The organism is Nostoc sp., assembly GCF_036919615.1.
GTDB lineage: Bacteria > Cyanobacteriota > Cyanobacteriia > Cyanobacteriales > Nostocaceae > Nostoc.
Genome location: NZ_JBALCN010000009.1, coordinates 142840 through 157761, shown reverse-complemented (window position 1 = coordinate 157761; position 14922 = coordinate 142840). Strand labels below are relative to the sequence as shown.

Here is a 14922-nt window from a genome sequence, read left to right as displayed (position 1 = left end):
TTGAATAAAAAGCTGGATTGGCAGTGGAATACAAATGGCAACGAAGAAGTTATCAACGTTTATCCCCATGCAGGAGAGGCGGAGAATGCTTTTTACGATCGCAGTCAGAAAGCTTTAAGATTCTTCTATTTCACTCCCCCCAGAAACTCAGGTTTAATAGAGAAAGTCTTTACTTGCCGCTCATTAGATATTGTTGCCCACGAAACTGGACACGCAGTTCTAGACTCATTAAAACCTGATTGGATCTTAGAAAATGCGCCAGCACAAACAGGAGGGCTGCATGAGTCATATCATATCCGCCAAATTACCCATAATAAAAGAACCCCACCCCGCAAAAGCTACGCTTTAGCTCCCCTCCCCGCCTGCGGGGAGGGGTTGGGGGTGGGGTTCTTCGGGTTTAATAAGCAATCAAGCGGACATGATATCATTCGGCGATTTGACCTCCATCTTCTTGATTCTGTCTCAGATGGATTTGGTCGAGTATATTGTGGCACAGACAAAGGCAGATTTATATCAAAAGAATATAGTGGCAGTCCTGGCAGAAGAATTTGGACTAGCTTTTCAGATGAACAATGGGTTGCGAAATGCAGATAATGACCTGTCCCAGGTATTTACAGGAGGAGTTTTCGACACTTTGGCAGATTTATTCACCTCACGCAGAGATCCGCGTGTACGAGATAGCGCCGAAGTTCTCTACCAAACAGGCAAATACATCGCTGGACTCGTGCTACCTTTGCAGATGTAGCCAATGCGATGATTGAAATTGCTAAGGCAGATGGCGAGGAAGATTGCGCTAAGTTTGTGCAGAAACATTTTGAATTTCGGGAAGTTTTGGGACCAAAAGCCTTTGCCGGTCCTATTGATTTGTCTCATTTTGGGATGTATCCCAGTCGTCATTGTTCTTGCGGTACGATGCAGCACCCACAATATAGGCCAAAAGCTCCTCACCTAAATGGAAAAAATAGCAGGTAAGCTTGAACACTATCATCTTAAAGCAGGACTATAGGAGTTAAGAGGAGGCATCTAACTTCCCTAGCAAGAATATATTCCAGGCAATTCTCTATTTTCTGTGGGGAAATAAAATTGCCCTACATCTTCAGGTTGTTAACGGGACTTAGACATTTTTGAGGCATAAACAAGCCTCAAACCCATACAGGGCAAGGAAAATACACCAAATGCTCAAAAATGCTTGAAACCTAGATATATCAATAAACTAGGCAAAACGATGTCAAAGTCTCTGTGCATATAAATTTGAGGCTTTTTTCTGACTACTTTTTGTTTAAGTCCCATTAAGCCCAGTGATATCAAAGCTTTTGAGAGCCAGTGCTGTTCACACTTCTTGCTCGGTTACAATTATTTTAAATGATCTTGCATAAGTCCCCAATAACTTCTTGATAAATCAAGTGTCATCAGTACTGCTGAACAGTAAGTAGAAAGGAGACAAAATGATCAAACTTGACTACCGTAATGAGTATTGAGCCGAGATGCGCGACGTGAAAGTTGTGCATCTTTGCTCGATACCATAACTAGTTATAAGAACCGCCAGCAATAGAAACCAACCATTTATAAGGAGTAACCTGTGAAGAACTATGGTGTCTTGAAAGGAACAGCCGTCCAATATAAGCGAGATAACGACGATGATCCTCACTCGGAACTGTTAATGAACATTGAAGGAGTGAGTTTTCGCATTGCAATCAACGTGCGATCGAGTCGTGGTCCTGTCCAGAAGAGGCTGATCGAATACTTAATCCTCCATGACATTGAGCATCCGATTGTTGACCGTGCGCGTGAACTACCCGAGGGTTGGAATAACCTGAAAGATGGTGTAAAGGATGATGCTGCAATCGACTATATCCGCAGTAACATCTTTCGGGCGACAGACATGAAACCGGTCACGCATCTTGCACCGGGTCCGAACAACGACCTCTTCGAGTACGTAGAGGATCTTTTCCAGCGGGCGATCAACGAGGACGGTGCTGTCGTGTACGCCTTCGGCGAGCGGTGGGGTCCTGAAGAAGACAAGAAAGACGAGTACTTTGACTTTCTGCCTGGTAACGGAGTCCACCTGATTCATATGAACCAGGGTGGTGCTGGTGATGGGAACGGTACTTACCGTGATGGCGCTCTCATTATCGACTTTCCTAAATCAGGCAGAGCATCAGCGCTCTTTCTGAAATTCCAAAATCAAGTCTGGCACACTGATGATAAAGACGCTACACCAATCAATGATGCTCCAGCGGTTCCTGTAGTCCCAATCCCAGACACTGGGAATATCGATCCTTGGCCCGTAGTCCCGTCAGATTCGCCGTATCGCCTCGCACACATCATTGCCGCGATGGTAAATCCTCGTGACGATGATCCCGGCCGCGAATTCGTGACGATTCTTAACACTTCTGACCAGACTTTAGACTTAACTAACTGGAAGATTCTCGACCAACAGAACAAGGCTGATACGATTTCTGGCTCGATTAAGCCAGGAGAAGCAACCGTCTACCGACTCAGTGGAAGTGGAGCACAACTGTCGAACAAGGGGGGGACAATAACACTTCTTGACTCCCAAGGACTCAAGGTTGATGGTGTTGCATACACCAAGGCTGCTGCGAAAGCTGAGGGTAAGCCGATCGTCTTCTCGTGAGTACAGACTAGCAACCCTGGGTTTGTTTAACGCTTCAACATCGCTTTTGATGTTAAGTCTTGTAACTCAATTTAGATGCGTATAACGTGGTTGCTTGATTGTGCTGGTGCGATCGCCTGCTGAAAGCAAACTAGCGCTCATAGTGCAGTGCTGCACCAAAAGACCAAGCCCAGCCACAGTCGGAAATTTCCTCTAAGAAAAAAGGTTAGGCAGGAGCGATCGCAGTAATTATTACCAGAGACGATTGTCTTCAGGTTTGATATTACTCAATAACTGAGCGATCGCAAAGTTACAAATGCGGATAAAAGGACTTGAACCTTCACTCCTTTCGGAACTAGAACCTAAATCTAGCGCGTCTGCCAATTCCGCCATATCCGCATCAGTTTACTATAATACCATATAAATTATTTATGGAAAGGGAAAATGGGGGACAACGGAGAAATTAATGTCCTATGCCCCATACTTCTCTTCTTCGGCTGCACCAATAACTACTCTACGAGACGCTCTTGCGTTCGCTCAGTACAAGTGCACAATTACATGACTGCAACACGAGGCAGACGATGCTTGAACCCGCAGAGAATTTCCCAGGAAATAGTATTTAGTTGTTCTGCCCAATCGTCCGCTGAAATTTGTTCTTTTCCCTGTTTTCCTAGTAAGGTGACTACTTCTCCTTCTTGGATATTGGGTATGGCACTCACATCCAGCATTAACTGATCCATTGTAATTGTCCCAATTTGCGATACCCGCTGACCGCGAATTAATGCCTGCATTTTGTTGGAAAGACCGCGAGAAACACCGTCAGCATAGCCAATTCCCACGACAGCGAGGCAAAGTTCACGCGGGGCAATAAATTCATGCCCGTAGCTCACAGCAGTTCCTGCGGCAATTGTTTTTACTTGGGTGACTCGTGCTTTAAGTTGCAAAACGGGCTTAAGGTCGATCGCATTTTGTAAATGGGTTGCTGGGTAGAGTCCGTAAATGGCTAAACCGACTCGCACAATGTTGTAGTGCAATGCCGGATTTGTGAGTGCAGCAGCTGAGTTTGCCAAGTGCAAGCAAGGCGCTTGGATTCCCATTGCTTTGATTTGGGCGATCGCTTCCTCAAATCGTTTATGCTGTTCTTCCATTGCCGTGGTGTCAGGATCATCTGCTGTTGCCAAATGAGAATAAATACTGGCAATAGATAAATGTGGTAACCGCTGCACTAATTGCACAAATTCACCAGCTTGCTGCCAATTAGTTCCCAATCTAGACATTCCCGTGTCTAATTTGATGTGTACGGGTACTGGAGAACCATAATTCATCGATTCTAGGATATCAGAAAATACCAAAGCTTGTTTAGGGCTACAGAGTGTCGGCTGAAGTTTCCAGTGGGCGATCGCATGAATCTGCTCTGGTGTATGAGTTGCCCCTAAAATCAAAATGGGCGCTTGAATCCCGCCTTCTCGCAATTGAATAGCTTCTGGAACTGTGGCGACTCCCAGCCAACTAGCTCCCGATTGGATTGCAGTTTGGGCGACTGTTACCGCTCCATGTCCATAAGCATCAGCTTTTACTACTGCCATCAGTTGAGTACGTGGCGATAAAAACTGCACTAATTGCTGTACATTGTCCGACAACGCCCCTAAATCAATTTCTACCCAGGCTCGTTGCGAAAACCACGCGTAGGTGTCGCACTGCTGACTAGGAACTATACCAGGGATTTGTTTGCGACTGAACATTTATACTGACTCCTATCCCACCACGGCTAAACTTCCAAATTATCTATCTATACACGCTCTTAAAAGCGAGCTCAGATTAAATAGGAAGTTTACCCTTCATATTGGAATTGATACAAGATGTTGCGGCACTAAAGTAAAAATTAAGAGTTATGAGTTGGGAATGAGGAGTTAGAAGTAAATCTTATGGCTTAACTTTTCACTGTGTTCTTCTTTACGAGACATTATGCGATCGCGTTAGCCTACGGTAAGCCTGTTTGCGTCAGGTTATAAATTTTACTTCAAAACTCCTGTACAGACGCGATTAATCGCGTCTCTACTTCTCACTCCTCACTCATAACTTAATTTCAGACTTATCCCGAAAGTATAATTTATTCTCATCTCCCTAGCAGGGTGTATTTGTGTTAATATTCATGTAAAGCTAATACCCTGAGCACAGATAAATGGGGAAGGTTTTAGTCTTAAACGCATCTTATGAACCTCTCAATATAACGAGTTGGCGTCGTGCTGCGGTTTTGTTAATCAAGGGCAAAGCAGAACGCGTAGAACACAACGGTAAATTCCTTTATTCAGATTTTCCGTTGCCGACCGTGATCCGGTTGCGTCATTATGTACGCGTTCCTTATAAAGAAATTCCTCTGACTCGCCGAAATATATTGCACCGTGACGGTCATGCCTGTCAATACTGTGGTTATACAGGGGATGATTTGACCTTAGACCATGTTATACCGCGATCGCGCAGTGGGGGCGATACCTGGGAAAACATTGTGACAGCTTGTGTCCGTTGCAATGTCAAAAAAGGCAGTCGCACTCCCCATGAAGCTCATATGCCTTTGCGTCATCCCCCCCGCCAACCTTATAGCAGCCTCTATTTTGAGGTTAGCAAACATCTTAAGAGTGGACTACACACAGAGTGGCAAAAGTATGTTATAGGTCTTTGACATGACGTAACCTAATCCTAAAAGCATAAAGAAATAGTCACAGATTCGCGTTTGGGCTTACTTTTAGAGTATGGCTAAAGTTGTGCTGGACACATTTGCTCCAAGAGGATGTTTGAAGAATATTTTTGGTAACATTAAAGCCTGTCAAACCTAACCCCCCTAGCAACTAGGAGAACCCCCGTACCACTTCCCTGTGGGACGCTACGCGAACGTGGAAGCAAGCTAGCAAGAACGTCTTTGTTGGCGCAGCCTCTCCGTCAGGAGAAGGAGAAGTTCATCTCGCCAAAAGCCGACGCTCCGACCAGTGTGGACAACAGGGTGGCTCACCTCCTGCCTTTTTGCATAGGCTTGGCTCTAAATTATCAGAATTATCAAAATTTTCAAAGGGGATATGAAACACGCATTGTTGATCAAAAATAATTGTTAATTACTCATTAATTGCTCAATAGTTACGATAATCAGAGTATTGAGTATAAAAACATTTCAAATATCAAAGACTAGCCCCAAAGTATAACATAGGAAGTATACCCTAAGTCAGAGAAAAATCCTACTAATTCAATTTACGGAAGAGGAAAAAAGCTCCGAAAACAGATTATATGCTGCCAGATACAGCCCGATATCGTAAACTTCCTTGTTTCCAGCGTTTATACACCCTCTAGTGAAATGTTAGTTGATGTTGAGCGCTATTACTGATAAAAAATATACTTAGATGTATAGTGCAATGTCTTGATATTTTTGCGAAGATCATAATAATGTGGCTAAATTCAGTGAATTGCTGCTCGTAGTATTTCTGAATTAAAGGAGCCTCACACTTTAAAAAAGTTCCCTATGTACTTGAATTCTCCCATTACTCAATTTGAGAGTTTGTCATTGACCACAGAGCCAAACCCAGAGGAACCTGAAATCGAGAAAGCGCCAGTGGAAGTTGCATTTAAGAGTCCGTCATTACCGCCATCGGTAGGTGAAGGAGCTATATATCTCAGTCACCGTGGTAATTCTCTGGCACAACAAAAGTCAGAAGAACTACAAAAAACCCTTCTGGCACACCGACACGATCGCCAACTGATAATTCTGCAAGATTTTCCTGACCCTGATGCTCTTTCCTGTGCCTGGGCTTACCAGTTAATTGCCCAGCAATATGATATCAAATGTGAAATCATTTATGCTGGCGCATTGAGCCATCAAGAAAATATTGCCTTAGTGAGGCTGACTAATTTACCTATCCAACGCTGGACGCCGCAAACCTTGAAAACCAAAGATTTGTCATCTTATCAAGGTTTTGTATTAATTGATAACCAGGGAACCACTTCACAGCTACTGTCAGCAGTGCAGCAGGCTGGAATTCCCCTAGTAGTCCTGATCGACCATCACAGTATCCAAGGTGATCTGCAATCAGAGTTTGAGGATATCCGTCCCTATGTAAGAGCGACAGCAACAATTTTTACTCAATACCTGCAAACGGGATTATTGGCATTAGATACCAGTATCAATCAACACGTCAAATGTGCTACTGCCTTGATGCACGGCTTGCGATCGGATACAAATCGGCTAATGCAAGCGCAAGAAGAAGACTTTATGGCAGCTGCGTATTTAAGCCGATTTTATGACGCCCAATTGCTAAACGCAATTTTACAGGCGAACTGTTCCAAGCGGGTAATGGATGTGATCGAGCGATCGCTCAAAAACCGCATCGTTCAAAATAACTTTTCCATTGCTGGTGTTGGTTACTTACGCTACGATGACCGCGATGCCATCCCCCAAGCGGCTGATTTTCTCGTCACTGAAGAAAACGTTCACACAGCCGTAGTTTTCGGCATTGTTCACGATGAAGACGAAGAATTAGAAATAGTCATCGGCTCCCTGAGAACCACCAAACTCACCCTTGACCCCGATGAATTTATCAAAGAAGCTTTTGGACAAGATAGTGCTGGGCGCTTTTTCGGCGGTGGAAGGACAAGCGCAGGTGGCTTTGAAATCCCAATGGGTTTCTTATCTGGCAGCAACGAAAATTCCGCTTATGCGAAAATGAAATGGGAAGTATTCGACGCTCAAATTAAGCAAAAACTGCTGAGGTTGGTTAATCCTAGAGACAACCCGATTCAGTCGGAATAGAGGAAGAGGATAAGGTGAACTCCTAACTCATGCTGGAGTCAAAGTGTTTGGTTATATGAGCGCGTTATTCTAATCCTAAACAAAGCAGCGTAGATATTATCATGCACCAACTCACTTTGACTATTCCAGAAGAAACTGTATTGGCTCTGAATGTAAAACCAGAACAGGTACAAGGTGAAGTTCTTCTCGCTGCTGCTATGAAGTTATACGAACTTGGGAAACTCTCTTCAAAAGCAGCAGCTAACGCAAGCGGGTATTCCCAAAGTTTTATTCCTTTCACAACTAGCAAAATATGACATCAGCACCTTCAAACTCACGGAAGCTGAACTGATTGAAGATTTAGTTCGTGTCTAATGTTATTTGTGAAGGAAGAATGCGATGAAAATTATAAAACTGCAAATGTTACAAACTCTGTATGAGCAAGATTTTTATGCTTGGGTAGAGCAGACAGCAGAGCTTTTGCGATGTCTACGACGGGCTACGCCTACGCACCAGTGGGACACGCTGGATTTAGAACAATTAATTGAGGAAGTGGTGGACTTAGGTAAGAGCCAACAACGGGCGTTGCAAAGTGCGTTGCGGTTGGTATTGTCGCATTTGCTGAAGTGGAAGTATCAGCCCAAACACCGTAGCCACAGTTGGCAAGTGACCATTATGAATTATTACAAGAAAGTCTCAGTTTGCACCGTTTTTTAAATGATGCTGAGTGGATTAATTCTACCTATCAAAGAGTGCGGCGAGAGGCAATGGTGGAAACGGGTTTTATTAGAGGAGAACTTTGCGATCGTCTGTCCGTTTGCTGTTGATGAGATTTTAGACTTAGACTTTTATCCTAACGCTGACCAATAATCGTAAAGTTATTTACCCTTTAACAACCGCTACCCACAGTCTAAATTAAGTAAAAATACGGCTTAATTTTAGTATGATAAATGGCTAGCATCATGAGAATCATGAGCGGTCAATTTTATTTCTGATGGAAACTATAATTTTTCTTTGCAACGGTGAAGCAGAATATTACAGTGGAAAAGGAATCGTTAAAAATAGAGAACTTCCTGCCTTGATAAAATTAGAAATTTCGTCAGGACAATACTACGAAACATCTTGGAGTTGCTGGAATTCTAGATTTATACAGGTTGGAGATAGAGCTTACTTTCAAAGAAGCGGAAATAATGGCAATGAACCTAGTGGCTTTATTGCTGCGGGTCATGTTATCGCAGCACAAAAAGATGACCAATTAAAGCTTTTAGATAGCAAAAAATATTCAGATTTAAGTGCAGCATATATGTACTATGATGATGGATGTTTTGCTGTTAACATCCGAATAGATTCAGTTGTTGACTTTGATTTTCCTCTAGAACAAAAAGACTTAAGAAAATTACCTCAATTTCAGGGAATAAATTTTAATTTTGGAGCAAGTGGTCGTAGATTCAATAGTAAAGCTACTCAATTTTTAGATTCAGAATGGGAGAAGCATTCCCTAATACAACAAAGGCAAAAACGAGGAATTAGACTTGTTGATATATTCTTTGACCAAGGAGAGAATTTTAAGCAAAAAAAGGAGTATAAAGCTGCAATAGATGCTTATAACTTAGCCTTGAAAGTTTATCCAAAATATGTCAAAGCAATTAATAGAATAAGTTCTTGTGAATCAATTTTAAACAAGATAAAGGAAGCACCGAAGCCTCCAGAAGCACTGATAGAATCGCCTAAAATACTGCCTATTGAGCCAGAGCCATCGCCAGAGACGAATGAATTATTGCCTGCGATAGAAAAGCTTAATAAGGAAAATTTCTTCACTTGTACAAGTGATACTGAGGCTCGTCAAAAAATTGCTGTATCAATAGTTAGGAGGCTAGGTCAATCACAGTTTCGTCAATCTTTGCTGAAAGCCTATTCTTGCAAATGTGCAATTACAAATTTTGATGCTGAGGCTGCACTTGAAGCTGCCCACATTATTCCTTATATTGAAACCGAAAATAATAATCCCTCAAATGGTTTGTTATTACGTGCTGATTTGCATACCTTATTTGACTTAAATCTCATTGCCATTAATCCAAAAACAATGATGGTTCATATTTCCCCTATTCTTAAAATCACTGAGTATCGAATATTTGAGGGAATAAAGTTACGAGTTCCAGAAGAAAAAATTTGCCATCCCAAACAGGAGTATTTGAAACAGAGGTTTGATCAGTGTAAATGGTGTTCTGCTGTTGAATAATTCAAAATCATCTTCATTTTTTGTTCAGAGGTATAAAAAATGATCCAGCAAGAGTTATCGAAACTTCGCGTTATACCGGACAAATGGGAGATTAACGAATACGTAGTAATAATGATTAAGATTAGGATAGGTTAATTAACACCAGACGTAAATCCTAACTAAGCACGGGCTACGCCCCGCTACGCTAATAAAACTAAAAGTATGGAATTGTATTTAATTCGTCATGGTATTGCCGAAGACAAGGGATTAGGCATCAAAGATGAGGAGCGCAGCCTTACTAAAGAAGGAAGGCAAAAAACTGAGAAAGTTGCCCAGAAACTTGTTAAATTGGGTTTAAGCTTTGATTTAATTCTCACCAGTCCCTTAGTGCGGGCCCGCCAAACGGCTGAAATCCTTATAGCAGAAAAACTAAGCTCCCAGTTAGAGGAATCTAGCCACCTCGCCCACGATGGTCAAATTTCTAGTTTGCTAAAAGACTGGTTAGAGCCAAGGAATTATTCCCAAAATACCCAACTGGCGCTGGTTGGACACGAACCTGATTTGACCAATTGGGCAGAAATTCTCTTATGGGGAGAAGTTAAAGCAAGCTTGGTCTTGAAAAAAGCAGGTATGATTGGGATAAAACTACCAGAAACAGGTTCTCCTCTGGGTCGTAGTCAGATGTTTTGGTTGACACCACCCAAGTACCTGCTATAACAGTTTTTCAACATTTTTGATTGTTGTTAGAACGGCTACTGTTATGGCGACAATAAATTTCTGGTAAGTTAGCTTGATCAGATATTTCAAAAAGCAAATGGTGTTGCCATGATGGTGTGCGAATACAAGCCTGGTTTAGAAGGCATTCCCGCCGCCCAATCAAGTATCAGCTATGTTGATGGGCAAAAGGGAATATTAGAATATCGTGGCATCCGGATTGAAGAACTAGCAGAAAAAAGTACATTCATAGAAACTGCTTATCTCTTAATCTGGGGTGAACTGCCAAGCAAGGAACAATTGGAAACATTTGAGCATGAAGTTCGTTTCCACAGGCGAATAAAATACCGCATTCGGGACATGATGAAATGCTTTCCAGAAAGCGGTCATCCAATGGATGCCTTGCAAGCCTCTGCTGCTGCTTTAGGGTTGTTTTATTCGCTCCGGGATTTACATAATCCTGCCTACATTCGAGATTCCGTGGTGCGCCTGATAGCAACCATTCCCACAATGGTGGCTGCGTTCCAACTGATGCGAAAAGGCAATGACCCCGTGCGTCCTCGTGATGACTTAGACTATTCCGCCAACTTTCTATACATGCTCAATGAGCAAGAACCCGATCCTCTGATGGCGCGAATTTTTGATATCTGCTTGATACTTCAGGTAGAGCATACAATGAATGCTTCTACCTTCAGTGCCAGGGTGACAGCTTCCACCCTGACTGATCCTTATGCTGTGGTTGCTAGTGCCGTGGGAACCTTGGGAGGGCCTCTGCATGGTGGAGCCAATGAAGAAGTAATTCAGATGTTGGAAGAAATTGGCTCTGTGGAAAATGTCCGTCCTTATGTGGAGGATCTTCTGCAACGCAAAGCGAAGATTATGGGCTTTGGGCATCGTGTTTACAAAGTGAAAGACCCACGAGCCACAATCTTACAAGGTCTAGCAGAACAGCTGTTTGAAAAGTTTGGGCATGACAAGTTCTATGACATTGCCCAAGAGATGGAACGCGTGGTAGAGGAAAAACTCGGTAGCAAAGGGATTTATCCTAATGTTGACTTTTATTCGGGTTTGGTGTATAGAAAGATGGGCATTCCCACAGACTTGTTTACACCAATATTTGCGATCGCCCGCGTTGCTGGTTGGCTAGCCCACTGGAAAGAACAATTAGCAGAAAACCGGATTTTCCGTCCTACCCAGGTTTACAACGGTCTACACGAAGTTACTTATCTCCCCATTGACCAACGTTAACTCGGATTGGGTATTGAGTATTGGGCAATTCAATTTTGGATAATGGAATTGATGATAGCGCAGCGTAAAGCCTGCGGCATGGCTTCTCTACAAGAGTCCGCGTCCCTTGTGCGTCTCGTAGAGAGTGGCTTTTAGATTAAATTTCAATTCTTTAATCCAAAATCGTTCGACTGAGCGTAGCCGTACTCCTTCTCTACGTTCGCGCAGCGTGTCGCAGACAGACGCTCCGCGAACGGAGAAGCAAGCTACGCGTAGCGTTCTGCAGGAAAGTCTAAAATCTAAAATTCTTACTCCCCAGTCCCCTTGCCCCCCTTGTCCCGTATCCGCTCAATAGCCAATCTCAATGCCAACCATAAGTAGAAGTTCTGATCTCGCTTCAGGGTGCTCAAACCATCCAACGATATACTAGGCATGGGAATTGGCAACAAATCTTCAATCAGGCGTGATCGCAGCAAAAATTATAAATGGGTGAATTTACATATATTAATTCAACTAATAGTTGTAACTCACCATGACTCGATGTCTTAAAGAGCGGAAACATGAACTCAGGAATTGACCTCCAAGGAACTTTTATTGAATCCCTCCGGGATTTAGGTATACCAGCAGGAACAGCCAAAGCGATTTGGATGCCCTTGCCAATGATACTGATGCTGGTTGGGGCAACAGTGGGGGTATTAGTTGCTACTTGGCTAGAACGGAAAATTTCCGCCTCAGCACAGCAGCGAATTGGCCCAGAATACCAGGGACCTTTTGGGTTGCTAGTCCCTGTAGCGGATGGTCTGAAGCTGGTATTTAAAGAAGATATAGTACCAGCCAAATCTGACCCCTGGCTGTTTACCCTTGGCCCAATTATTGTTGTGATTCCGGTGTTTCTGTCGTTCCTGATTGTCCCCTTTGGACAGAACATCGTAATTAGCAATGTGGGCATGGGCGTATTCTTGTGGATTGCCTTGTCAAGCATTCAACCCATTGGCTTGCTGATGGCTGGCTACGCATCTAATAACAAATACTCCCTCTTAGGGGGCTTGCGGGCGGCAGCGCAATCTATTAGTTATGAAATTCCTTTGGCGCTGGCGGTGTTAGCGATCGCTATGATGTCTAACAGCCTCAACACTGTTGATATTGTCAATCAACAGTCTGGCTATGGCATCCTGGGCTGGAACATTTGGCGACAACCGGTCGGGTTCCTGATCTTTTGGATAGCCGCCCTAGCTGAATGTGAACGATTACCCTTTGACTTACCCGAAGCGGAAGAAGAAATCGTAGCAGGCTATCAGACTGAATACTCAGGTATGAAATTCGGTCTGTTCTACCTGGGTTCCTACGTTAACTTGATCCTTTCTTCCTTACTAGTAGCAATTCTCTACCTGGGCGGTTGGGACTTTCCTATTCCCCTCAACCTCATCGCTGGTTGGCTGGGAATCAGTGAACTAAATCCCGTGTTCCAGATAATAACTGCGGCTTTGGGGATCATTATGACCGTGTTCAAAGCCTATTTATTAGTATTTGTCGCTATCCTACTGCGCTGGACAGTGCCACGGGTACGGATTGACCAACTGTTAGATTTAGGATGGAAGTTTTTGTTGCCAGTTGGTTTGGTTAATCTCCTATTAACCGCCGCCCTGAAACTAGCCTTTCCCTTCGCCTTCGGCGGGTAAGCCAATTTTAGATTTTAGATTTTGGTGAGGCAGCGCGGTCTTCTCACATTGGGAGAGGCTAGCGCCTGCCGTAGGATGCCCGAACGCAAGAGCGTCTCGTAGAGAAGGGCTGTAGGGGGTTTCCACGCCACTTGCTTTATGCCGGGGAACCCGTCCACCGCAGTGGCTCCCCATGAGTGACTGCACCAAGCCGGAGGGATTAAGTCTGAAATCTAAAATTCAAAATCCAAAATCCAAAATCCAAAAGAGAGAGACACAAAATGCTAAAGTTCCTGAAACAAGTTGGTGATTACGCCAAGGAAACGGTACAAGCTGCGCGTTACATTGGTCAGGGACTTTCTGTTACCTTCGATCATATGCAGCGGCGTCCGATTACCGTCCAGTACCCTTACGAGAAACTGATTCCTGGCGAACGGTTTCGCGGTAGAATTCACTTTGAATTCGATAAGTGCATCGCCTGCGAAGTTTGTGTTCGCGTTTGTCCGATTAACCTGCCTGTAGTAGATTGGGAATTCGACAAAGCCAGCAAAAAGAAAAAACTCAACCACTACAGCATTGACTTTGGAGTTTGTATCTTTTGCGGTAATTGTGTGGAATTTTGCCCCACTAACTGTCTATCCATGACAGAAGAGTATGAGCTTTCCACTTACGATCGCCATGAATTGAACTATGACAGTGTAGCGCTGGGCCGGTTGCCCTACAAGGTAACAGATGACCCAATGGTTACACCACTACGCGAACTAGTTTACCTACCCAAGGGCGTCCTCGAACCACATGGAGTACCCGCAGATGCGCCACGTGCAGGCGTCCGTCCAGAAGACCTGGTGGAACAAACAGAAAAATAAATGTCATTTGTCCTTTTCCTAGTAACCAATGACCAATGACCATGCAAATTTGTGATTTGTGATTTTGGATTGATACAAAAATCTAAAATCGTTCGACTGAGCGTACTCCTACGGAGAAGCAAGCTACGCGCAGCGTCTCGTAGAGAAGTCGAAGTCTAAAATCTAAAATCTAAAATTGATTGACTAAGGACAAAAAACAGTGAATCTAGCGGAAGGTGTACAGTTTGTATCGCTTGGCATACTGGGCGTAATGATGATTGGGGCGGCCATTGGCGTGGTGCTGTTCTCCAATATCGTCTATTCTGCCTTTATGCTGGGGGGCGTGTTCATCAGCATAGCGGGAATCTACCTGTTGCTAAATGCTGATTTTGTTGCAGCTGCACAAATACTGATTTACGTTGGGGCGGTTAATGTGTTGATTTTGTTTGCCATTATGTTGGTGAACAAGCGGCAGAATTTTGTCGCATTTCCCAACTCTTGGGTGCGGAAAGTCCTAACAGGTATAGTCAGCGTAGGATTGTTTGGTCTTTTAAGTACGATGGTGCTGGCTACTCCTTGGGCCTACTCAACTGCTCCGGTGGTGGGTGGTGAAAGTTCTATAATTTTGATTGGAGAGCATTTCTTCACTGACTTTTTACTACCTTTTGAACTGGCTTCTATTTTGCTGCTGATAGCGATGGTAGGAGCAATTATTTTGGCACGTCGCGAGTATTTGCCAGACCAACTGACACCATCCGATCTGCGGCAAACTGTTTTGACTTTGCAAGAACGCCCCAGAGAACTAGTATCAACAACTAGCGAAACAAAAGAGTAATATTTGCGACCTTAGTCGCAGATAAACAGCCATATTTGTT

Annotated in this window: 16 protein-coding genes, 1 tRNA gene and 1 pseudogene; 16 read left to right on the top strand and 2 right to left on the bottom strand. The window is 43.6% G+C overall.

Going from position 1 to position 14922, the window contains the following annotated elements; all coding sequences use genetic code 11:
• The 4 genes from V7K48_RS03940 to V7K48_RS03925 all read left to right on the top strand — a co-directional run bounded on the left by V7K48_RS03940 (position 1) and on the right by V7K48_RS03925 (position 2635).
• Positions 1–594 (top strand): hypothetical protein, encoded by a 594-nt coding sequence (locus V7K48_RS03940; protein WP_335069787.1) that lies wholly within the window; start codon positions 1–3, stop codon positions 592–594.
• The gene (locus tag V7K48_RS03935) at positions 566–745 is read left to right on the top strand and encodes a hypothetical protein (RefSeq protein ID WP_335069785.1); all 180 of its coding nucleotides are present in this window, start codon (positions 566–568) and stop codon (positions 743–745) included. Before V7K48_RS03940 ends, V7K48_RS03935 begins: the two co-directional genes overlap by 29 nt.
• A gap of 8 nt (positions 746–753) precedes the next feature.
• Positions 754–972: a hypothetical protein gene (locus tag V7K48_RS03930; RefSeq protein WP_335069783.1), complete on the top strand. Its 219-nt coding sequence runs from the start codon at positions 754–756 to the stop codon at positions 970–972.
• Positions 973–1579: 607 nt separating this feature from the next.
• A complete protein-coding gene (locus V7K48_RS03925; protein WP_335069781.1) occupies positions 1580–2635 on the top strand; it encodes a DUF2278 family protein in 1056 nt (351 codons plus the stop codon).
• Positions 2636–2931: 296 nt separating this feature from the next.
• Here the strand turns inward: V7K48_RS03925 and V7K48_RS03920 are convergent.
• Positions 2932–3013, bottom strand: a tRNA-Leu gene (locus V7K48_RS03920).
• 155 nt (positions 3014–3168) lie between these two features.
• A complete protein-coding gene (gene alr, locus V7K48_RS03915) occupies positions 3169–4356 on the bottom strand; it encodes an alanine racemase (RefSeq protein WP_335069779.1) in 1188 nt (395 codons plus the stop codon).
• A gap of 440 nt (positions 4357–4796) precedes the next feature.
• On the opposite strand from alr, the gene V7K48_RS03910 reads away from it, so the two are divergent.
• The 12 genes and pseudogenes from V7K48_RS03910 (at position 4797) to V7K48_RS03860 (ending at position 14882) form a co-directional block, all read left to right on the top strand.
• The gene (locus V7K48_RS03910; protein ID WP_334978554.1) at positions 4797–5294 is read left to right on the top strand and encodes an HNH endonuclease; all 498 of its coding nucleotides are present in this window, start codon (positions 4797–4799) and stop codon (positions 5292–5294) included.
• Between the two features lie 828 nt (positions 5295–6122).
• A complete protein-coding gene (locus V7K48_RS03905) occupies positions 6123–7406 on the top strand; it encodes a DHH family phosphoesterase (RefSeq protein WP_335069777.1) in 1284 nt (427 codons plus the stop codon).
• 101 nt (positions 7407–7507) lie between these two features.
• Positions 7508–7606, top strand: a pseudogene (locus V7K48_RS34855) (hypothetical protein); the annotation flags it as partial.
• Positions 7607–7619: 13 nt separating this feature from the next.
• On the top strand, positions 7620–7760 hold the full coding sequence (locus V7K48_RS03900; protein WP_335069775.1) for a hypothetical protein: 141 nt from the start codon (positions 7620–7622) through the stop codon (positions 7758–7760).
• Positions 7761–7784: 24 nt separating this feature from the next.
• Positions 7785–8102, top strand: a complete 318-nt coding sequence (locus V7K48_RS03895) for a DUF29 domain-containing protein (RefSeq protein WP_335069773.1) — start codon at positions 7785–7787, stop codon at positions 8100–8102.
• The gene (locus V7K48_RS03890; protein ID WP_335069771.1) at positions 8103–8255 is read left to right on the top strand and encodes a hypothetical protein; all 153 of its coding nucleotides are present in this window, start codon (positions 8103–8105) and stop codon (positions 8253–8255) included.
• Positions 8256–8379: 124 nt separating this feature from the next.
• Positions 8380–9624 carry an HNH endonuclease gene (locus V7K48_RS03885; RefSeq protein WP_335069769.1) on the top strand — a complete coding sequence of 415 codons (1245 nt, stop codon included), beginning with the start codon at positions 8380–8382 and terminating at the stop codon, positions 9622–9624.
• Positions 9625–9825: 201 nt separating this feature from the next.
• Entirely contained in the window at positions 9826–10320 is a 495-nt protein-coding gene (gene sixA / locus V7K48_RS03880) for a phosphohistidine phosphatase SixA (protein WP_335069767.1), read from the top strand.
• Positions 10321–10428: 108 nt separating this feature from the next.
• Positions 10429–11565, top strand: a complete 1137-nt coding sequence (locus tag V7K48_RS03875; protein WP_335069765.1) for a citrate synthase — start codon at positions 10429–10431, stop codon at positions 11563–11565.
• Positions 11566–12104: 539 nt separating this feature from the next.
• Positions 12105–13223, top strand: a complete 1119-nt coding sequence (gene nuoH / locus V7K48_RS03870; protein WP_335069763.1) for an NADH-quinone oxidoreductase subunit NuoH — start codon at positions 12105–12107, stop codon at positions 13221–13223.
• A gap of 260 nt (positions 13224–13483) precedes the next feature.
• Entirely contained in the window at positions 13484–14068 is a 585-nt protein-coding gene (gene ndhI, locus V7K48_RS03865; protein WP_334978578.1) for an NAD(P)H-quinone oxidoreductase subunit I, read from the top strand.
• A gap of 199 nt (positions 14069–14267) precedes the next feature.
• Positions 14268–14882, top strand: a complete 615-nt coding sequence (locus tag V7K48_RS03860; RefSeq protein ID WP_334978580.1) for an NADH-quinone oxidoreductase subunit J — start codon at positions 14268–14270, stop codon at positions 14880–14882.
• Positions 14883–14922: the final 40 nt, after the last annotated feature.